24 protein-coding genes and 3 pseudogenes are annotated in these 20,059 nt (G+C 37.6%); 11 read left to right on the top strand and 16 right to left on the bottom strand.

Annotation, left to right across the window (positions count from 1 at the left end; translation table 11 throughout):
* Nucleotides 1-72 precede the first annotated feature (72 nt).
* The gene (locus JCM1039_RS12005) at nucleotides 73-420 is read left to right on the top strand and encodes an LPXTG cell wall anchor domain-containing protein (protein WP_236692575.1); all 348 of its coding nucleotides are present in this window, start codon (nucleotides 73-75) and stop codon (nucleotides 418-420) included.
* Nucleotides 421-675: 255 nt separating this feature from the next.
* On the opposite strand, the gene JCM1039_RS12875 is transcribed toward JCM1039_RS12005, so the two are convergent.
* From JCM1039_RS12875 to JCM1039_RS06150, 4 genes are all read right to left on the bottom strand, one after another.
* Complete coding sequence (locus JCM1039_RS12875; protein WP_280113558.1) at nucleotides 676-963, bottom strand: glycosyltransferase; 288 nt, start codon at nucleotides 961-963, stop codon at nucleotides 676-678.
* Nucleotides 935-1,522 carry a glycosyltransferase gene (locus tag JCM1039_RS12870; protein WP_051523218.1) on the bottom strand — a complete coding sequence of 196 codons (588 nt, stop codon included), beginning with the start codon at nucleotides 1,520-1,522 and terminating at the stop codon, nucleotides 935-937. The genes JCM1039_RS12875 and JCM1039_RS12870 overlap by 29 nt, the downstream gene beginning before the upstream one ends.
* Before the next feature lie 420 nt (nucleotides 1,523-1,942).
* A complete protein-coding gene (locus tag JCM1039_RS12650; protein ID WP_244438044.1) occupies nucleotides 1,943-2,101 on the bottom strand; it encodes a hypothetical protein in 159 nt (52 codons plus the stop codon).
* 18 nt (nucleotides 2,102-2,119) lie between these two features.
* Nucleotides 2,120-3,466, bottom strand: a complete 1,347-nt coding sequence (locus JCM1039_RS06150; RefSeq protein WP_025015090.1) for a threonine/serine exporter family protein — start codon at nucleotides 3,464-3,466, stop codon at nucleotides 2,120-2,122.
* Between the two features lie 186 nt (nucleotides 3,467-3,652).
* Here JCM1039_RS06150 and JCM1039_RS06145 point away from each other — a divergent pair, with 186 nt between their 5' ends.
* From JCM1039_RS06145 to JCM1039_RS12865, 3 genes are all read left to right on the top strand, one after another.
* Entirely contained in the window at nucleotides 3,653-4,591 is a 939-nt protein-coding gene (locus JCM1039_RS06145) for a sugar-binding transcriptional regulator (RefSeq protein ID WP_025015089.1), read from the top strand.
* 17 nt (nucleotides 4,592-4,608) lie between these two features.
* Complete coding sequence (locus JCM1039_RS06140) at nucleotides 4,609-4,941, top strand: hypothetical protein (protein WP_025015088.1); 333 nt, start codon at nucleotides 4,609-4,611, stop codon at nucleotides 4,939-4,941.
* A gap of 78 nt (nucleotides 4,942-5,019) precedes the next feature.
* A complete protein-coding gene (locus tag JCM1039_RS12865) occupies nucleotides 5,020-5,151 on the top strand; it encodes a hypothetical protein (protein WP_269082121.1) in 132 nt (43 codons plus the stop codon).
* A gap of 68 nt (nucleotides 5,152-5,219) precedes the next feature.
* Here the strand turns inward: JCM1039_RS12865 and JCM1039_RS06130 are convergent, their stop codons facing one another.
* The 3 genes from JCM1039_RS06130 to pplA form a co-directional block, all read right to left on the bottom strand.
* Nucleotides 5,220-5,600: a DUF1828 domain-containing protein gene (locus JCM1039_RS06130; protein ID WP_025015087.1), complete on the bottom strand. Its 381-nt coding sequence runs from the start codon at nucleotides 5,598-5,600 to the stop codon at nucleotides 5,220-5,222.
* A gap of 3 nt (nucleotides 5,601-5,603) precedes the next feature.
* A complete protein-coding gene (locus JCM1039_RS06125) occupies nucleotides 5,604-6,686 on the bottom strand; it encodes an FAD:protein FMN transferase (protein WP_025015086.1) in 1,083 nt (360 codons plus the stop codon).
* 71 nt (nucleotides 6,687-6,757) lie between these two features.
* A complete protein-coding gene (gene pplA, locus JCM1039_RS06120; protein ID WP_025015085.1) occupies nucleotides 6,758-7,684 on the bottom strand; it encodes an extracellular electron transfer flavoprotein PplA in 927 nt (308 codons plus the stop codon).
* Nucleotides 7,685-7,952: 268 nt separating this feature from the next.
* On the opposite strand from pplA, the pseudogene JCM1039_RS10910 reads away from it, so the two are divergent.
* The 4 genes and pseudogenes from JCM1039_RS10910 (at nucleotide 7,953) to JCM1039_RS12195 (ending at nucleotide 11,869) form a co-directional block, all read left to right on the top strand.
* Nucleotides 7,953-9,850, top strand: a pseudogene (locus JCM1039_RS10910) (NAD(P)/FAD-dependent oxidoreductase).
* Nucleotides 9,851-9,929: 79 nt separating this feature from the next.
* Nucleotides 9,930-10,331 carry a NusG domain II-containing protein gene (locus JCM1039_RS06110; RefSeq protein WP_034533075.1) on the top strand — a complete coding sequence of 134 codons (402 nt, stop codon included), beginning with the start codon at nucleotides 9,930-9,932 and terminating at the stop codon, nucleotides 10,329-10,331.
* Nucleotides 10,328-10,876 carry a Gx transporter family protein gene (locus JCM1039_RS12200; protein WP_025015083.1) on the top strand — a complete coding sequence of 183 codons (549 nt, stop codon included), beginning with the start codon at nucleotides 10,328-10,330 and terminating at the stop codon, nucleotides 10,874-10,876. The genes JCM1039_RS06110 and JCM1039_RS12200 overlap by 4 nt, the downstream gene beginning before the upstream one ends.
* A 3-nt stretch (nucleotides 10,877-10,879) precedes the next feature.
* Complete coding sequence (locus JCM1039_RS12195) at nucleotides 10,880-11,869, top strand: polyprenyl synthetase family protein (RefSeq protein ID WP_025015082.1); 990 nt, start codon at nucleotides 10,880-10,882, stop codon at nucleotides 11,867-11,869.
* A 50-nt stretch (nucleotides 11,870-11,919) separates the two neighbouring features.
* Here JCM1039_RS12195 and JCM1039_RS06095 read toward each other — a convergent pair whose 3' ends face one another.
* On the bottom strand, nucleotides 11,920-12,876 hold the full coding sequence (locus JCM1039_RS06095) for a UbiA family prenyltransferase (protein WP_025015081.1): 957 nt from the start codon (nucleotides 12,874-12,876) through the stop codon (nucleotides 11,920-11,922).
* Between the two features lie 60 nt (nucleotides 12,877-12,936).
* Complete coding sequence (locus JCM1039_RS06090; protein ID WP_025015080.1) at nucleotides 12,937-13,251, bottom strand: hypothetical protein; 315 nt, start codon at nucleotides 13,249-13,251, stop codon at nucleotides 12,937-12,939.
* A gap of 194 nt (nucleotides 13,252-13,445) precedes the next feature.
* Between JCM1039_RS06090 and JCM1039_RS06085 the strand changes: the two genes are divergently transcribed.
* The 3 genes and pseudogenes from JCM1039_RS06085 (at nucleotide 13,446) to JCM1039_RS06075 (ending at nucleotide 16,549) form a co-directional block, all read left to right on the top strand.
* Nucleotides 13,446-14,003 (top strand): ECF-type riboflavin transporter substrate-binding protein, encoded by a 558-nt coding sequence (locus tag JCM1039_RS06085; protein ID WP_025015079.1) that lies wholly within the window; start codon nucleotides 13,446-13,448, stop codon nucleotides 14,001-14,003.
* 11 nt (nucleotides 14,004-14,014) lie between these two features.
* Nucleotides 14,015-15,714, top strand: a pseudogene (locus JCM1039_RS10905) (ABC transporter ATP-binding protein).
* A gap of 1 nt (nucleotide 15,715) precedes the next feature.
* On the top strand, nucleotides 15,716-16,549 hold the full coding sequence (locus JCM1039_RS06075; protein ID WP_025015078.1) for an energy-coupling factor transporter transmembrane component T family protein: 834 nt from the start codon (nucleotides 15,716-15,718) through the stop codon (nucleotides 16,547-16,549).
* A 21-nt stretch (nucleotides 16,550-16,570) separates the two neighbouring features.
* Here JCM1039_RS06075 and JCM1039_RS12390 read toward each other — a convergent pair whose 3' ends face one another.
* From JCM1039_RS12390 to JCM1039_RS12645, 7 genes and pseudogenes are all read right to left on the bottom strand, one after another.
* Complete coding sequence (locus JCM1039_RS12390; RefSeq protein ID WP_013437729.1) at nucleotides 16,571-16,735, bottom strand: hypothetical protein; 165 nt, start codon at nucleotides 16,733-16,735, stop codon at nucleotides 16,571-16,573.
* 31 nt (nucleotides 16,736-16,766) lie between these two features.
* Nucleotides 16,767-17,221 (bottom strand): annotated as a pseudogene (locus JCM1039_RS10900) (DUF441 domain-containing protein).
* Between the two features lie 217 nt (nucleotides 17,222-17,438).
* Entirely contained in the window at nucleotides 17,439-17,618 is a 180-nt protein-coding gene (locus JCM1039_RS11990) for an LPXTG cell wall anchor domain-containing protein (RefSeq protein WP_236692578.1), read from the bottom strand.
* Between the two features lie 161 nt (nucleotides 17,619-17,779).
* Nucleotides 17,780-18,127: a collagen-binding domain-containing protein gene (locus JCM1039_RS10895; protein ID WP_025015077.1), complete on the bottom strand. Its 348-nt coding sequence runs from the start codon at nucleotides 18,125-18,127 to the stop codon at nucleotides 17,780-17,782.
* The gene (locus JCM1039_RS13010; RefSeq protein WP_476703013.1) at nucleotides 18,097-18,600 is read right to left on the bottom strand and encodes a collagen-binding domain-containing protein; all 504 of its coding nucleotides are present in this window, start codon (nucleotides 18,598-18,600) and stop codon (nucleotides 18,097-18,099) included. Before JCM1039_RS13010 ends, JCM1039_RS10895 begins: the two co-directional genes overlap by 31 nt.
* Nucleotides 18,601-18,617: 17 nt before the next feature.
* Entirely contained in the window at nucleotides 18,618-19,166 is a 549-nt protein-coding gene (locus tag JCM1039_RS11715; RefSeq protein ID WP_051523217.1) for a hypothetical protein, read from the bottom strand.
* Nucleotides 19,167-19,471: 305 nt separating this feature from the next.
* Nucleotides 19,472-20,059, bottom strand: a 588-nt coding sequence (locus JCM1039_RS12645) for an LPXTG cell wall anchor domain-containing protein (RefSeq protein WP_025015076.1), incomplete at its 5' end; no start/stop codon positions are given.

The raw sequence follows: 20,059 nt of genomic DNA, 5'->3' as shown, positions 1-20,059 counted from the left end.
CTTCAGATTCAACTCCAAAAACTGATCCTATTGATCCAGTTCAACCAGCTGATACGCCAGTGGTTCCAGACGTTGCTCCGGCTCAACCTACTAAGGCAAAAAAGGTTATCGATCACAAATCAAACACTACCGTCGCTCTTCACAGTCAGGCTCCAAAGCAAAAAACAAAAACATGGTCACGACTACAATTACACCACTACTCCTAAGGCAACCTCGATTCATACTAATAAGAGTACAGTTCAACCTAAGAGTCAAGTGAAGGAAGCTACTAAAGTTGCTAATAATAAAGTAGCTAGCCCTAAGAAGAATACGCTTCCTCAAACCGGGGAAAGCAAATCTAGTTTAGGTTTACTTGGACTTGGCTTCGTAGCTGTTGCAAGTTTACTTGGCTTAACAATCAATAGAAGACGTAAAAATTAACCATACAAAAAGCAGACAGGAACCAGATCCTGCCTGCTTTTCATTTGCTCTTTTTCTTTTTTTGTTCTTTCGGATATTTTCTTCTTTCATCGAACAACTTAATGGGCATCCCCACAAGAATAATTATCACACAAATAAGCACCAACTTAGTACTATACATATTATTATAGCCTATCCACGGTATAAAGATCTCAACAATTAATGTCCAAATCATAGATCTCCAAACCGATTTCATATTCTATCCCTTGCAATTAATTAAATAATCTTCTCTAATTGCAAGAAATTATGCCACGCATTAGCAACGTGGTCAAAACTATATTTTTGTCGACTTTGGTAAGCATTTTTTGAATATTCTTCAATCATCGACGGATGACTTAACAAAAGATCCAACGTATCAAATAGTGCTGTTTCATCCCCTGCCTGAATCAATCTACCATTATAATTATTGGTAATAATTTCATTCTGTCCATAATTGATGCCATAGCTAACCGCAGGACAGCCGTGTTCTTGTGCTTCAAGCAAAGCCATGGCAAATTCCCTCATATTGACTCCTTAAGACCTCTAGCCAAGCGTTATTGTAGGCATCAGTTAAATCTTGCTTAAAGCCGCCAAACAAAATATAATTTTCGGCCTGTAGTTTCTTGACCAAGTCCTTTAACTTAGGCTCCGTTTCTGCATCCCCATAACCATAAAAAGTAAGTGACAGTTCCGGATACTTCTCATGCAACTTCGCTGCAGCTCTAATCACATGATCTAATCTCTTCATCGCATCAAGTCGAGACACTGCAATCAAGCTATATGTTTTGCGGCTAGCAAACGCCACAGGAGTAATATCTTTTTTAACAAAAGTTACTGGAATCGCGTAGCTGTGATCCGTATCAAACAAATTAGCCGCATGATCTGCTTCCTTATTTGTCGATGAAATTACACCCGTTAAATAGCCCTTTTTAAGCATGTCACCAATACCTTGATAAATTTCAAAGATATCACCATCATATTGGCCATTAGTCGTAAGAGCTGAGTGAAAGACCATGTAGTGTAGGCAATGCATCTTCATCAACTTAAAAGCATCCAAAGTATAATCAGAACGGTCCGCATACATCACTGCTTTCGGATCGTTTTTACAAATCTCATCTAAAAAATATGCTCTAAATTCTGCTAAGCCATCAAAATCGCGCCATTTTCTGGCATACCTGAATTATCATAATACTGCCGTAATACTAGACGCCCTTTATCTTCAAAGAATTCTGATTAAGCCAAACAACCATCATCATAGTAGTCTGCTCGATCCATAAAACCATATTGATCATAGTAGTTAGCCGAATACAAGCGATTCTCGCGCAGCACAATTTGTAGACGCTTCTTGCACATCGTAGTCAGAATTATGTAAAATCTGCTCAATCAGTTCATCATCATTATCTCTTTCTGTCTGCAAATCCAATTTTTGATAATACTGAAAAAGATTGATCATCGAACTAGCTGAATACAAGCTTGCCTGCGCATCGTCATGCCAAAGATTATATTATTCAACTTCAATTATCTTGGCTTCTTGTCCAATCGCCTCAAATAAATGGACACGTTGCATCTGTGCAATTTCGATTGCTGAAGGAGTAGGGTTTTCTTGACTAGCTATAAAATAATGCATTTGTTTTTCCTCATCTAGCAAAAAAGGACGAGCCACATGGTTCGTCCTAAAATATTAATCTGCATGTCTCCACTTCTTGTCAGTCAAGATACGAGCAGCAAGAAGTCCTAAAGGCAAAGCAACCACAATCATCAATGCTTCTGTAATCCAGAAAGCACCAATATTAATGTTGGTAATACCAAAGTTAAATACGGCACGATACATGTAAAGACCTGGAACCATAATTACGATTGATGGAACCGTAATTGCAATTCTTGGGAAACCAACCTTTTGTCTTACAATACTTGCCAAAAGTCCTGCAAGAAGCGCACCAATAAAGGCTGCCAAAGCTGGAGCTATATGAACGTAATCAACTAAACTTAAACGAAGCGTATTGGCCATCGCACCAATAATTGCTGCTGTTGCTGCCATATTTGGTCGACTATTGAACATAATTGAGAAGCCAAATACTCCGCAAAAGCTGGCAATCAAGCGCAAGAACGTCAAGATGCCTGGATCAATTTTAAGCTTAAGCATTGAACCTGGATGAAGATTCAAGATAGTCGCTACAGCCCAGCCAGCCATGGTCGCGATCGTAATGATCAAAATAGCATATGTCAGTCGTTCAAGCCCGGAACGCATATCCAATTTGGACATGTCCAGTCCTGATGTAATAAATGGAAAACCAGGAATAACGAACAACATTGCCCCAATATAACCGTAAGCATGGTGATGATCCAAATGGAACAGCAGCGTTCCAATGTGGAAGCAAGCAAAGTAAACTACACAAGCAACTGCTACAGCTACTGCAATTTTGGCTACCAACGTAATCTTACGCTTACCCATGAGTGAGCGAACATAATTACCGACACCTGCACCAAAGAAGGCGCAAATAACTTCTGGCAAGCCACCACCTAATAAGAAAATGAATCCGGCACATGCAAGACCAGAACTTAAACCTGAAATCACAGAAGAATACGCAGATTTTTGATTGGAAATTTCACGCAAACGTTTGTGAATTTGACCGATAGTCCATTGACCATCACCAGCTTCAAATTGGCGAACGAATTTTTCCAATTCATTCAGCTTAGTCATATTCACGCCAGTCGCTGCTAAAGATAAAGTTTGCGAATATGATTCATTATCGACATCAAAGCAAGTATATTCAATCGATACCAGGCCGATGTCTGTTGAACAAGTAATACCAAGCGTTCTAGCGATTGTATCCATTGAGTCACGCACACGCCAAGCTCCTGTCCCACAACTTAAAAGCATGATACCAACTCTACCAACAATCGAAGCTTTTTCAACTAAGGTTGCATCTTGAGCTAATGTATCATCATCACTTTTGAAGAACTCCTCCCATAGTATCTTCATATGATGCTTTTCAGATAAATGATGTTCTTGTTCCTTTTCATTCATTGATATGATTACTTTCCTCTGTCTTTAATTTTAGTAAAATTATAGCTTTTATATTCTAACACATGATTTATATCAAGCAGGGTATAAAATTTTACAATTTTTCAAATTAGTGCTCCTTTTTTATTACTTTAAATTTATAATGTTTTTAGAGAGCCCAATAACATAGATATAAAGGAAGAAATTAAAGTGGCACAATTAACAGATGAACAATTGGCTGATATTGCTCATGATTTTTACTTAAGTAAATTAAACATTGGCGAAATTTCACAAAAATACAATCTATCACGCTACTTAATTACTAAAGCGCTAGATGATGCCGAAATGCGCGGCATCGTTAAAATTCAAATCACACAAGGTGTTAAACGCAACCAAGTATTAGAGCGCGAATTTCAAAAGAAATTTGGTTTAAAAGAAGTTTTTATCCTGCACAGCTATGAAGATAAAGATGACGATGGCGAAGCAGTAATCAACTATGCCTCTAAGCAAATTGAAAACTACTTGCAAAATACTAAAATTGCTGGTGTCAGCTGGGGTTCAACTATGCGCGGAGTAATCAATGATTTTTCTGAGGAAACCTTAACTAAGCTTTACTTTGTTCAACTGTTGGGCCAACCAATTAACGCTAACCGTCGTAAGAATCCTTTGGCTCAAGAAGCCGCTGACAGCTTGCATGCACATAGTTTGAATCTGCCTGCACCTCTTTACACCATTAACCCTAAAATCATCCCTAGTTTAAAGACAGAGCCTTACTTTAAGATAATTGAAAATTGTTATCACGATCTTGAATTGTTATTTACTGGCTTAGGAACCTTTGATGCTTTTAGAACCAATCAATTTTTACTAGCTAACTATGGGCCAAAATTATTTAAAGACATTCCACAAGATAAGATAGCAGGTATGATTATGGGTCGCCCTTATGATATTGATGGTAATTTCTTCCCTTCTATTGAAAAGCATATCTGTGGTATCTCAATGGAAGATATTATGAAAACGCCTATCCGTTTCTGTGTAGTAAGCAATCGTTTCAAGTCTGAAGCATTGCTTGGGGCTCTTCGCAGCGGCATTATTACTCATTTAGTAACTAACGACGCGATTGCAGAGAGAGTGTTACAACAAGAAGACTAATTTTTTGGAGGAGAAAAATGAAAAAAACTAAATTCGATTTATGGATCGGGGGCATCAACCTATTAAACTGCATCTTGTTCATTGCTTCCTGGTTTGCCATTTTCGGTGCAACTTTTACCACTAGAATGGCTATGTTCTATTATCTGTTTGCCTGGGCTGGTGTAATTATCAACGCCATCGCGGTTGTGCAATCACACAACTTAAAGATCTCATTAGTTGGACCAATCTTAGGCGTTATTGGCAATGCATTGTATGGTTTCACCGCTGCCCTTGCACTACCTGCAGTTATTATTAATATCGTGTCTGCTTTCTTTATTTTTATGCAACACGACAACAAAAAGAAAGAATAAATAATGCCGCAACAAAAGTTGCGGTTTTTTCTTAACTTTTATATGTAAGCGATTTACAATGACGGTGAGATGATATCTATGGAGTTTAGAATTTCTTGTATTCCAGATGCAGAAACCATGATGAACTTAGATGAGGCTATTGCTAATTTTGATTTAAATGGGCAAAAGCCGGAAGATGTTAATGTAGAAAGGATCCCCAAAAATGATTAAAGGCGTCCGAAGAAAACTGAATAGAAAAATACATCCCTGAACTACCAAAAGTTTAAGGGATGTATTTTTTAGCCTAAATATGAAATAGCAACTTGAAGCTGTGCCAACTTCATTGCAGCTTGTGCAACGTTCTTACGGTCAACATCGACATAGAGTTCAAAGTGATCGTCGTCAAACTGATAACCTGAGCCGATCGCAATTTCTTTTGCCGTTTCATTTAATTCTTTATCCTCACTGTTTGGATCAAGCTTGAACAAAATACGGCCGCCATCACTAACACGACAATGGTCTTCAGCTTCTTCTACCCAGACATAAACCGTATCACCATAAGAATCGATCATCATCGTCGCAATTTGCATTGTGTGATTATCTACCCAAATAATCTTGGTATTTTCAGCTACATAATCACCAATTTCTCTGTCTAGAGCCTTTGTTTCGTCTTGTTTCATCTTTTACCTCGTTTTGATCTCAGCTAATTTATAGCCTGAGTCCTTGAACAATTTGAATTTATTCTTCCAGCCACTTGTAATATAGACTTTCTTATCTTTAGTGATAAAAATCGCGTCAGTACCCTTTTTATGTTCAATGTACTGGTAGCCTTTTTCAAGTCCTTTATCAAAAGTAGCAGTTGAAAGTGCATCCCCATCAACAGAATTCTTCGTCACAATAGAAACACCCATCAAATTATTTTGGAAAGGATAACCAGTCTTAGGGTCCATCAAATGACTATAGATCGTCTTGCCCACTTTTAAGTATCGTTCATAAATACCTGAAGTAACAATCGTCTTATTCATTTCTGGAATAGAACCAATTGCGGTACCGCGACTCTTTTTAGGATCTTGAATGCCTACCGTCCAATTACTATGATTGGTTGGTGAAGGACCCAATACATATACATTACCACCTAAATCGATAATTGCACTGGTTACGCCATCTTTAACTAAAACTTTTTTCACTTGGTCGGTAATATAGCCTTTGGCAATCCCGCCTAAGTCCAGTTTCATGTTTTTCCTAGTTAAATAAACAGTACGCTCAGCATCATTAAACTTAACATTGCGATAGTTAACCAGCGGCAAACGAGTATCAATTTGTTTTTGCGTTGGTTTATGCGCATCAGGGAAGCCAATCCGCCATAAACTCGTAATCGGCCCAATTGCCATATCAAAGGATTCGTGTGAGTTTTGGCTATAATAATATGCCTTCTTGCATAGGTCGTAGACATCCGCTGAAACTTTCACTGGCTTCTTTCCAGCTTCAGCGTTAATTTTATCTACTTCACTGCCCTTTTGGTTAACGGTAATTTCATCAGCCAATTTTTTAATTCGAGCAAAGCCATCATCTAAAGCCGCACTTTTATTCTTGTTATAAATCTTGATTGTACAAACAGTGCCCATTAAGAACTGTGTATCTTCAGTTGGCTTAGTAGTTAAATTAGTTGTACTTTTATTCTGCGTTTTGCTTTTAGTGCTGCATCCCGTTACCACTGTCAGCAGCATCAACAAAAGCAAAAAAACTATAGGTAATTTTCTCTTCAATTTTAAATCTCCAATAAAAAAAGAGTAGTCTTTTATACTACTCTTTTAATCATTATCTTCATACAGATAAATTATTCTTTATAAAGAATATTGTCAACCTTAATTGTCTTAGTGTTACCCTTTTGAGCTGCGTTCAACAATTGGGATACGTAGGTAATAAAGTCGTTTGATGATTCAGTAGCACCTGATACTACTTGTACCTTTTCCATATCACCATCGTTGTCCAAGAATTCTTTTCTTAACTTCTTGATGTATTCCTTAGGACCAACTTTTGAGTACTTCTTCATTTGCTTTTCGTATGAAGCGTTTTGAGTCTTTGATTGACCCTTCTTGTTTACTTGGTCGTACTTAAGGTCTGAGATCTTACCATTCTTAATGGTCAAAGTGTAAACTTGGTGGTAACCGTGATCGTAGTTCAAGGTTTCAAGCTTGTAAGTACCATCCTTGTACTTAGCGTTGTTGTTAATGTGAATAGTTGCAGTATCACCCTTTTGAGCAGCTTGTACTAATTGACTAGCATAGTTTCTCATACTGTCACTTGAGCTAGTAGCACCTGATACTACTTGAATGCCGTTAATATTAGCACCGTTTGCCTTAAATTCCTTGCTCAAAGTGTTGATGTATTCCTTAGGACCAACCTTTGAGTACTTCTTCATTTGCTTTTCGTATGAAGCATCTTGGGTCTTTGACTTACCGTCTTTGTTTACTTGGTCATAAGTTGCGTCAGTAACCTTGCCACCCTTGACAGTCATTGACATCTTAACCTTGTAGCCATGGTCGTAGTTATCTTCAACTAACTTGTAAGTACCATCCTTTAACTTAGCACCAGCAATTTGCTTGCCCACTTTTTGCTTCTTAACAACTTGAGTAGTCTTAGCCTTGCTTGATGATGATGACTTGCTTGAGTTTGAGTTACTTGCAGTAGTTGAACATGCAGTCAACATCAATGTAGATAAGGTAGCTACAGAAATACCATAAATAATCTTTTTAGCTTTCATAAATAAACCCTCTATCTATATATACAAACTTAATATCTATGTGTATTCTATCACAAATACCATCATAAGTTTTATCTTTTTATATTTTTCAAAACTACGGCAATACGAGTTTTAATAACACTTTATTATAATTTTAATAAAATATTTTGCTTATAATTTCTTTTACTATGTGAAAAATAGCACTTTATCATATAGTTTTTTATTGTATAATTAGTTTGTATCTTGAATAAAAAAGTACATTTTTTCATATTTTAGAGGGGTGGAAATAATGACCCAAACCAACATCGTGGTTATAGGTGGTGGATTTGGTGGCTTGTATACCACTAAACACTTAGCAAAAAAACTCAAGAAAAATAAGGATGTAAAGATTACTTTAATTGATAAGCATCCCTATATGACAATGATGACTTCTTTGCATGAAGTTGCAGCAGACCGTGTCGATCCTAGTGCACTTAAGTACGACTTACAGAGACTATTTTCACGTAGAAAGCATGTTGATGTGGTTACTGATGAAGTTACTAAGATTGATCAAAAGTCTAAAAAAGTTATCGGTAAAAACGGCGAATATCCATATGATTACGCAGTTTTAGCAATCGGTTCTCAACCAAACGACTTCGGTACTCCTGGCGTTAAAGAATATGGCTTTACGCTTGGCAGCTTAGATGACGCCGACAGATTGCGTAATCACATCGATTTAATGGTTCACTTGGGTGCACAAGAACGTGATCCTGAAAGAAGAAAGCAATTCTTGAACTTCGTCATTGTTGGTACTGGTTTTACTGGTACTGAAATGGCTGGTGAACTTAATTCATGGAAGCCAGAATTAGCTAAACGCTACAACTTGCATCCAGATGAAATTAAGATCACTATGATGGAAATGGCACCTACTGTAATGAACATGCTTGATCGTGCTGATGCTGACAAGCTGAAAAATACTTAACCAAGCATGGTGTTGATATCAAAGTAAATACCGGTGTAGTTGGTGTTCATGATGACCACATCGATTTAAAGAGTGGCGATACCTTCCCTACCAGAACTTTGATTTGGACAGCCGGTGTTAAAGCTGTTGATTCCGCTAAAGACTTTGGCTTTGAAACTGCTAGAGCTGGCAGAATCGTTGTTAACCAATATTCACAAATTCCAAATGATCCACACATCTACGTTATCGGTGACGTGGCTATGTACGATGAAAATGGTTCAGGTCGAGGCGAACCTCAAGTCGTTCAAGGTGCCGAATCGGCTGGTAAATGTGCCTTTAAGAACATCCTGGCACAAATCAACGGCGGCGAACCTACTAAGTTCAAAGGTACCTACTCAGGCTTCATGGTTTCACTTGGGCCTAGTTGGGGTGTTGCTTCATTAGTTAATACCTTCCACTTAAGTGGTTTCTTCGCAATCTTGATGAAAGACTTAGTTGATATGATCTACTTCATCGAGATCTATTCTGGTTACTACTTGTTCCACTACATTATGAATGAATGGTTCAGAATTAAGCGTCCAACGCTTTGGCGTGGTAACCTTAACCGCTATGGTAACGTTCTTTGGACTGTCCCACTTAGAATTTTCTTAGGTATGATGTGGCTGATCGATTGCTGGTACAAAGTACAAGGATCTGGTTCTTGGTTTAGCAACAAGCTTCAGTTACATTTCCCATGGCTTGCTCAAGCAGCTACTAGTGGTGCAACTTCAAAGGCAGCCGCAACTACAGCAGCTAGTGGTAAAGCAGCTGCCGCAAGTGCAAATGCCGTTCAGTTCTCACTCAACTATGATTATGGTCACTCACCAATGGCTGTATTCGACCAAATGCCAAGTTGGGTTCAATCAATGACTAAAGCAGTTATTCCTAACAAAGCCGCTGCCTTAAACGCACAAAAGATTATGACAGTTGTCGAAATTTTGTTGGGTGTACTTTTAGTCATCGGTTTATGTACATTCTTAGCTGGTGGTATGAGTGCCGCATTTATCGCTATCTTCTGTTTATCAGGCATGAACTACTGGGTAAACGTTTGGATGTTCTTCGCTGCAATTGCAGTAATGAATGGTTCTGGTAGATCATTCGGTCTTGATATGTGGTTCGTCCCATGGCTTGAAAAGACTCTTGGCAAGGCAAGATATGGAGTCCTGCGGCCGATATATCATGTCGACAAAAACGGTGTAAAGAATTAAAATATTATCAGTTAGTAAAAAGGTCCTATAGTTTTATAGCTATAAGACCTTTTTGATTGATATAGTGAGGTTGGCCAGCATGAGAAAAATAAAAATTGGAGACATTATTATTGGGATTCTTTTGCTGGCGCTTAGCTTTACTCCCTTCTTCTTTTTAAAAACGCATAAACAAACAAGTCCAACTAATGAAGAAATCGCAGTGGTTAAGGTTAACAATAAAGTAGTTAAAAAAATAAATTTAAAACAAAACACTGTTTGGACCTATGACAAAAATGGAAAAAGAAATGTCTTAGAGGTCCGTAATAAAAAAGTTCATATGATTGAGGCTAATTGCAAAGATCAGATTTGCGTTAAAGAAGGTTGGAAGAGCAAGCCGGGACAGACGATTGTTTGCTTGCCCCATAAGTTCTTAGTGGAAATTAAGCAAAATGGCCACCCCGCAAACAAAAAAGACTTTGACCACACGTTGGTAAATCCATGATGAAATCAAAACAAACTTTACAACAAACAATATTTTTAGGCATTCTGTGTGCAGAAGGCATTATCTTAGGCATTATTGAACAAAGTTTGCCACCAATTTTTGCATTTGCACCCGGAGCTAAAATCGGCTTAACCAACATCATTACAGTGATTGCACTACTGATTTTGCCCTTTAGTGACTGCCTGCTTTTGACATTTTTACGAGTCACTTTAACGGCACTCATCTCAGGAACTGTCTCAACTTTTATTTATGCTTTTAGCGGTGCTTTTTTAAGCTTGCTAATCATGAAAGCATTTATGATCTTCTATCCTAAGTTTCTCAGCATCGTCGGCATCTCAATTATTGGTGGCGTGATTCACAACCTAGGCCAGCTCTTAGTGGCTGCCTTGATCGCCAAAAGCTGGTATATCATGCTTTATCTCCCCATTCTTACAGTCATGGGAATTCTAGCAGGTATTTTAGTCGGTGTAACTAGTTCATATTTGATGCACTATATTAATGCACTATCCTTTATCAAAAATAAGTTATTCATTACTGAAAGGTAATTTATGGTCAACGAAGCAAAATTTTGGCAAGATATGCCAGAAGTACAACAACAACTAAATCAAATCGATCCCATTATTCAAGACAATTTGGCTTCTGTTAAAGGAAAACTGGGTGAAGCATTACGGTATGCTTTTTCTGCTAGCGGCAAAAAATTGCGCCCTACTTTCGTACTTGAATTTGGTCAGCTTCAAAAGCCAGCAAAAAATGATCGCTTATTGAAGATCGCCACTTCAGTTGAAGTGTTGCACAATGCGACCTTGATTCATGACGACATCATTGATGAATCCCCTGATCGGCATGGTCGTGAATCCATCCAGGCTAAATATGGCAAGCAAATTGCAGTTTATGCAGGTGATTTTCTCTTTGCTCTATCTTTACGCATGCTGAGCAACAATACCTCTAAAATTACCAATTTGCGCATTAATGGTAGTGCAATGCAAAATATCTTAGCTGGTGAAACTGAACAGTTTGGTAATGAATATAATATGCAAATCACTAAAAAGGAATATTTGGATCAAATCAGAGGCAAAACCGCCATTTTATTTGGTTACTCCTGCTTTATTGGTGCACTTGAAGGTGGCTTTAAGAGAAAGGTAGCCAATCAGGCTAAAAAAATCGGCGAATCTGTGGGCATGGCCTTTCAATTAAAGGACGATATTTTGGACTACACAGCTGAAAGTTCCGTGCTAAATAAGCCCGTACTGGCCGATGTTGTTAACGGTGTTTACACTGGACCATTGATTTTTGCTTTAGAAAAAGATCCAGATAGTAAATTGCATGATTTAGTCAAAAAAGGCAAAGATCTAACTACTGCAGATCTAAAAGAAATTGACCACTGGGTCAAAGATAAAGGTGGTATCCAGGCTGCAGAAAAGCTGGCGACTGATTATACTAACAATGCCTTAGAGCTCTTAGAAAAGAATTTTAAGCAATATCCACGATACGAAGTTATTAAACAAATAATCGATAAATTATTAGCGCGTCAATATTAAAAAAGACTAGTAAAGCACACTAATTTAATGTGTTTTACTAGTCTTTTATTTTAGAAATTAAGCAATTTTCCAACAAACATCGTAATTGCCTGCATCCCAATTACCATTCGATAATTGGCAAGGGATGTTGGAAAGGTTGTCCCTTTCTCTGGGTTTACAATAAAACTTTCTACGTTCTTTCTTACCTTAGGAATAGTGATCAACGTTAATAGCGACATGATTGGTGCCATGTGCAAAATAACAGCAAGCACAATTGCGATAAATGGCGTATATCCCATAAAGCGATATAGATTAAAAGCCTTCTTTTTACCAAAAACAATTGGCAAAGTATAGCGATGATCCAACTTATCGTTTTCCATATCGGAAATATTATTAGCTAGCATGACCCCTGAGTTATACATCATCGATGGATAGCAAGCTAAAATAATTGCAATCATCGCTGTGAGCGACCCTTGAATACTAAAGGCAAAACTACCATTAGCAATCTGCTTGAAATTTAGTGAAATCAACGTATTCCAATTGTTGTTTACGTATGCAAACAAGAAAGGCACGCCCATCCCTTGTGAAATACCACAGAATATTTCTCCCATTGGCGTTTTGTCAATTGGAAATGGTCCTGCAGTGTAGCAACAAACAATTAAAAATAATGCTCCACCAGCAAAGAAGAGGAACCAATTAGTTCTAAAGCAAAGCCAAATACCAGCGGCAGCAGAAATAATCATCAAGATCACAATCACGCTAATTGCACTGGTCATCGAAATGTTTTCCTTTTCCATCACATTCTGCTTACGCGTTTGTTCAGTTTTAGCATGGCGATAGTCCATCACATTATTGATCCCAGTCACCATATTGTCCTGAATCATTTCAGCAAAAAAGAAAACTAAAGCATTCTGCCAATTCCAATTGCCTAAATAATAGAAAATAAATGCAGCCCCTAATGCATAGGCATACAAGGAAAGAATGGACGTTTTTATATCAACGAATTTAAAATACTTTTTTAGTGACATTCTCTTTTTTCCAAAATAAAAAGCCTGATTCAGCGAACCAGACTACTTCTAACAAAACAATTAAGCTTTTTTCGTCTTTTTAGTAATTCCTGCAATAGCTTGGAAGACAACCAAAACAATGTAGAAGTAAAATACATAAACCAGGCCAGCAATATCGAGTTGCTTCGAAGCAAACCAATACCATTGATTATCTTGTGAGCTATAAATCCAATATAAAATTCCCAATGCAATTAAGCCTAAAGCATTGATAATAGCAAAGATCCATAAGTTGCCGTTCTCATGCTTTGCCAGGTAGATTAATGACCAAACTAATGACCAAGCACCCCAGAGGCATGCTGCAACTACAACACACCAATAAAACACCGTTGCGAACATTCTTCTAACCCTCTTTCATTCATATAGTTCTATTTTAACATAATGTGAAAATCGTAACTTATTTTATTATAAATTATTCAAAAATATTCAAATTAAATAACTTCTATGTAAATAATCTGAAAAAGCATTCCTACCTTGACGGTAACCGTTTTCTAATTATACCTTTTAACTATACTAATTTTATGGAGACATTTATGAAAACTAGAGGCTTATCAGTTAAAAACGTTGTAGCAATCGGAATTGGTTCGGCTATTTATGTCATTTTAGCCCGTTTTACCTCAATTCCTACGCCTATTCCTAACACCAATATCGAACTCGTCTTTCCTTTTCTTGCTTTGCTTGCGGCAATCTATGGAGCTAAAGTTGGTTTTGCAGTAGGTTTTATTGGTCATGCTTTATCTGACTTTATCATGTATGGACAAACTTGGTGGAGTTGGGTTCTAGCAACTGGAATTTTTGGTTTAATCATCGGGCTTTCCAGCAAACGTTTAGACCTCAAAAATGGAATTTTTGGTATTAAACAAATCATCTTTTTCAATATCGTGCAAATTCTAGCTAATGCCATCGCGTGGATTGCTGTTGCACCTGTTGGCGACATTCTTATTTATAGTGAACCTGCTAATAAAGTCTTCGTCCAAGGCATCAGTGCCACGATTTCTAACGGAATTACCATTATGATCGTTGGCACGCTGCTGCTTAAGGCATATGCTGGAACTAAGATCAAAAAAGGTAGTTTGCGCAAAGAAGATTAGAAAGGCGTTTTATGACCCAACCAATTATTTCATTCAAGAATTTCACATTTAAATATGATAGTCAGGCATTTTCAACGCTAAAGAATATTAACTTAGATATTAATAAGGGAGAAAAAATTCTCATCGCTGGCCCATCAGGTAGTGGTAAATCTACGATTGGTCGCTGCCTTAACGGTTTGATCCCTAACATCGATACAGGCGATATCGAAGGCGAATGCTTAGTTGACGGTAAAAATATTAAAAACACTAATTTATTTGATTTATCTTTTACTACTTCAACCATTTTACAAGATACTGACAGCCAGTTTATCGGTTTAACCGTTGGTGAAGACATTGCTTTTGCTTTGGAAAATGACTGCGAACCGCAAAACAAAATTCGTCAAACAGTGCACCGCTGGGCCGATGAACTTAATATTTCACATTTATTAAAGCAATCACCCCAGAACTTATCAGGTGGTCAAAAACAAATTGTTGCCTTAGCTGGTGTCTTAATTGATGAATCACCCATTTTGCTTTTCGATGAACCCTTAGCTAACCTTGATCCTGCTTCTGGTGTTAAAACCATGGCCCTGATTGATCAAATTCAAAAGGAATTGAACGCCACGGTAATCATTATCGAACACCGCGTTGAAGAAGTGATGAGTCAATCGTTAGATCGCATCATTTTAATTAACGATGGTGAAATTGTTGCTGATAAAAAGCCTAATGATCTTTTACATGAAAACAGATTAGAGGATATTGGCGTTAGAAGTCCGCTTTATTTAAAAGCTTTAGAGGAAGCTGGGATTGATGTTGCCAGCATCCCTGATTTAACTTCTGTTGCAGCCTTGCCAGATGAAGCTGAAATTGACAATAAATTGCAATACTGGTTGATCACAGCACTTTAGAAGGTGAAAAAGAAGAAACTACTCCTTTACTTGAATTAAAAGGCGTTGGCCACCGCTACAACAAATTGCAGGTTAATCCATTTCATGATGTCACAGCCACCATCAACAAAGGCGATTTTGTTTCAATTGTTGGTCAAAATGGTGCTGGCAAAACTACCCTTTGTCGCATTATCTGTGGTTTCATCTCAAATGAAGGTCGCGTTCTTTTTAACGGCGATGACTTAGCCTCACTTTCAATCAAAGAACGTTCCGAAAAAATTGGCTACGTCATGCAAGATCCAAATCAAATGATTTCTCAAAAGATGATCTTCGACGAAGTCGCATTGGGTTTACGTTTACGTAATTATAATAAAGAAGAAATCAAACAAAAAGTTTATCATGCACTCAAGATTTGTGGCCTTTACCCCTACCGCAACTGGCCAATCTCTGCTTTAAGCTTTGGTCAAAAGAAGAGAGTTACGATTGCCGCAATTCTTGTGCTTGAACCTGATTTACTTATTTTAGATGAACCAACTGCAGGCCAAGATTGGAAAACTTATACTGAGATCATGAGCTTTTTAAAGCAACTTAACGAACAAGGCAAAACGATCATGATTATCACTCATGATATGTACCTCATGATGGAATACACAAATCGTTCTCTTGCTTTTGCGGACGGCGAACTAATTGCGGACACACTGCCAATCAAACTATTAACTGAAAAAGGGTTGATTAAAAAGGCCGCACTGAAGCGGACAAGTCTGTATGATTTGGCTAAAAAGTATCAACTAAAAGATCCTGATGCATTCGTTCGCGCATACATCAATTCAGAAAGGAACAAGTAATATGCATGATGAAAGTCAAATACTAGGCTATCAACCAGGCAGCGGCTTTATTTACCAGCTAAATGCCACAACCAAATTAGTTTTCATGTTGTTAGTTTCAGCAGCTTGTATGATCACCTATGACACACGCTTTTTGGTAGCGATCGGCATTTTCTCAATCTTTCTTTTTAAAGAAGCAAATATCAAGTGGCGTCAAATTTCTTTTATTGTTAAATTTATCGTCGCTTTCATGGTTTTAAATCTACTCTTTGTTTATCTTTTCCAGCCAACTTATGGCGAAAACATCTATCATTCAAAGAGCATCTTGATTCATGCCGGTTACTTTACTTTGACGATTCAAGAAGTTTTTTACCTATTTAACCTCCTATTAAAATACGTCTGCTCCATTCCAATCGTGCTGCTCTTCCTGTTGACAACAAATCCAAGTCAGTTTGCAGCAAGTTTAAACCGAATTGGGATCAGCTACAAGATTTCTTATGCTGTAGCATTAGCCTTGCGTTATATCCCCGATATTCAAAATTCTTACTGGGCTATTTCAGCAGCACAACAAGCACGTGGGGTTGAACTATCAAAGAAGGCCAAGTTGTCTAAACGAATCAAAGGTACATTAAACATCGTGATGCCATTGATCTTCACTAGTTTAGATCGAATCGATACAATCAGTACAGCCATGCAGCTTAGAAGATTTGGTTCAAAGAAAAAGCGTACTTGGTACGTAGCTGAATCATTCAACGAAAATGATTTTTGGATAATGGGCTTAGCCGTTGTGCTAGTTTTAGTAGTTGTGCTTCTCTGGTGGCTTGATCATGGCCGCTTCTATAATCCATTCGTATAACCAAAAAGGGCCGCCATCAAATTAGCGATCCTTTTTATGATGTTTCTTCTTTTTATCATCGTCTTCTAAAGTAACGATCTCTGGCTTTTTAGGAATTGGCGGTGTTATCACTTCATAGTTGCGCAAGCGACGTTCTAAGTAATCGTCAAGCTCTTTACCTATATTTTCGTGAACAATTATCGTCATTTAGTCCACCTTCTTTTCCCTTATTATACGACTAAAAATGCAGGTTAAATAAGGTGATCACCAGGTAAGTCATACCGCTAGCAATTACGGGACCAGCTGCAACACCTTTAAAGACGACCACACCGATAATCGTACCAAGCACCAAGCAACAGTAACTTGTGGTACGGCGGCCAATTGATCAACACCATATCTAGATAAAATAGCTACGGCGATGCCAGCCAAAACTGCGATCCATCCTGCTGGTGTTTTAAAAGTTTTGATTAGGTCTTTAAAACCAATTTGTCCAGTGGCAATCGGAATCAGGATAGCCACGGAAATGACGGTTACCCCCCAGTTGATCCCTTTGGCTTGAATTGTAGGCAGCCATTTGCTGGTAAAAGGCAACAACTTGAATAGCATCACAACCCCTGTAGCAATAATCAGTGACATGTTCTTACCAACTAAAGCTACTACTAAAATTAAGGCTAAAAATAGCCAACTTTCCATTTATTCTTCCCCCTCAAAAATACTTATTCCTTTACTTTAACAAAAATTCATTTTCATGACAAAATAAGTGAAATCTAAATTCAAATATGCAATAATAAAAATACGCAAGGAATGAATATTGTATACGCAAATATAGTCCACGGAAACGTGGACTTTTTTGTATACAAAAGAAAAAGCCCGATTACTCGGACTTTTTGGGACATAAGTTTATTAAGGGTTAATTTAATCTTTGCTTGGCTTGACCAAAAAAGCCGATAACCATAGCTACAGCGCTAATGATCAAACCAAGTAAAGTCGAATGATTTTGTTTTTGACCTGTTTGTGGAAGTGTAGCTACTGCTGTTTTCTTAACTTGTGGAGTGGCTGTAGCGACCTTCTTAGTAGAAACGCGTTTGATAACGGTTTGTTCTACCTTAGATTCTGAAGTAGCAGTCTTAACTTTCTTAACTGTTTTAACCTTTTTATCTGTAATTACTGCTTTGCCAATGTGGTGCTTGGCTTGAGGTTGGAAGAAAGTTTCTTCATCGTCTATTTCAGATGTATCTGGAGTAACCGTACCTACATCAGGTAAAGGTGTTTTGGCTGAGGTTCACTGAATTGGGGAGTTTCTGGCTCGTCTGAAGTTGAAACTTTAGGTGCTGGTGGGAAAAGGTTAGGTTGATCCGGCTCAGGTTTTGGTTCTGGCTTTGGATTTGGTGTTGGCTTAGGCTGTGGTTGGAGAACCACTGTATAAGCTGGCATCATCCAATCCCAACGGTGTGTTTCACCACTGACAGAAACCCTGTCGTCAATGATATTTCCGTCTAAATTTTGGGTAGCGAAAATATGAGTTTTCGGTGCTAAAATACTACCTAAAAAATAATCATTATCAAAGGTTAAAGTTGTAAGATTCGTACCAAGTTCCAAAGCAACTTGTTAAATTGACTGTGAGTATTATTAGGACCACCAACATCTGATCCATCTGTGTAATTTAAAGTAAGATGTGCATGAGCTGATAAATCTTTATTTTGAATTCCTCTTACGTTTAAAATAACCGCCGTAGTGTCAGCTCCTGCGGTGATGCCCTTAATCGTAAGATTCTTTTTATCACCTGAAATAAGGTCAACGTTTACATCTACGTAAATTGGTTCATCTTTTTTAGGTTGAGCATTTGTGAGATCAATAGTGTTTGAATTAATATCTACACCTTCAGTTTGAGAATGACTTGCCCAGTTTTTAGATTTTTCACTTAACTTATCAAGTTCACCTTGAATATCTAATTTTTTATCGGCTTGGATAATTTCATCATATCTGATATTAAATGATTGCCAATTTAGATTTTCAGCAGTTCCTAAATTAATTTCTGTTTGGTTACCATGACCATAGGGTCTATATTCAATATCTGGTCCAAAAACAACTACTCTGTTGTTACCATCAACTGATTAAAGTGTTTAGTTATTTTGCCAAAATATTGAATATTACCAGTAGTTGCATTACTGGTTGCACTATCATCTGTACCAAAATCACCTGCGCTATTGAGCTTGTCGGTAGCAACGTTACCAGCCATGTGAGATAAACTGCCACAATCTACTTTATTACCGAAGATATGAAAAATACCCGCAATACTTAAAGGATTCTTGTCACTTGCGTCTTTAACACATTTCTTCAAATCATCCTTAGACATTTGGTTAATAACGGGCTTATTTCGAGATTCGACAGATGGTTGTTCTTCTCCATCTTTTGTGGTTGATTGATTTTTTTCATCAGTCTTTTCAGCTAATTCTTCATCATAAGCATCCTTTCCTTTTCCAGTACCGGTAGTACGGCCCTTACCAGTACCATTTGAGCCAGCAGAACCAGTTGTTTGGGGTGTCCCAGTATCTGCACCAGTTAAGCTAACAGTCTCAGCTAAAACTGGATTACTAAACAAATTCATACCCAAAATAATAGTGGTAGTGCCCGCCATAAGAGCCTTTAAATTATTCTCCGTAAATTATATGCTTTTGACATTATTTAAAAAATTTTCATTTTTATGATTTTAGTTTTCTTACATACATGCGGATTGTAAGTGCCTACATGTAATTTGATGATTTTTATATATAAAACGCAAAAAGGGAAAAGAATAACTCTTTTCCTTCATCAAATTATGTAAATATTAAATTTTCGATAATTGCTTTTATTTACATTAAGAACTGGTATATACCTAGTGATGCTTAAGGCAACAAAAAAAGCCCGATTGCTCGGACTTTTAGAGTATGAATATATTAGGAATTAGTTTTTCTTAGCTCTACCAAAGAAGCCAACAATCAATGCTACAGCACTAAGAGCAATACCAATTAAAACAGATTGGTTTTGCTTTTGACCAGTTTGTGGGAGTGCAGCTGCTTTTGGAGCGGACTTCTTAACAGAAACTTTTTCTACTGAGCCTCTTTCAACCTTAGACTTTGGAGTAGCAACAGTAACTGCCTTAGCAGTATTTAGTTCCACTTCAATCTTAGGTGCTTGAGTTACAGGCTTATTCTTGTTATCAGTAGTCTTCTTAGTAACAACGTAACTCTTAGCTTGAGCTTTGAAGAAAGTTTCTACATCGTTTTCTGACTTAATTGTAGTGGTTGTTTCTGAATCAGGGAATGGAGTCTTTGACTTAGGTTCACTGAAGTTAGGAGTGGTGCTGTCAGAAGTTTGTGGTTGGTCTGGAGTCTTTGATTGTGGCTTAAAGAAGTTAGGCTGTTCTGGAGTGTTGTCACTTGGTTGATCTGGATTTTCATTACCAGGAATTTCTGGGTAAGCTGGGTTAGGGAACCATGGAAAGACTGGTGTTTCATCCTTAGGCTTCTTAGTGTCATCATCACCCTTAGG

The organism is Lactobacillus kitasatonis DSM 16761 = JCM 1039, from assembly GCF_000615285.1.
In the GTDB taxonomy this organism is placed as follows: domain Bacteria; phylum Bacillota; class Bacilli; order Lactobacillales; family Lactobacillaceae; genus Lactobacillus; species Lactobacillus kitasatonis.
Note: the sequence above shows the minus strand (reverse complement) of the source record. Positions and strands in the feature narration are given on the sequence as shown.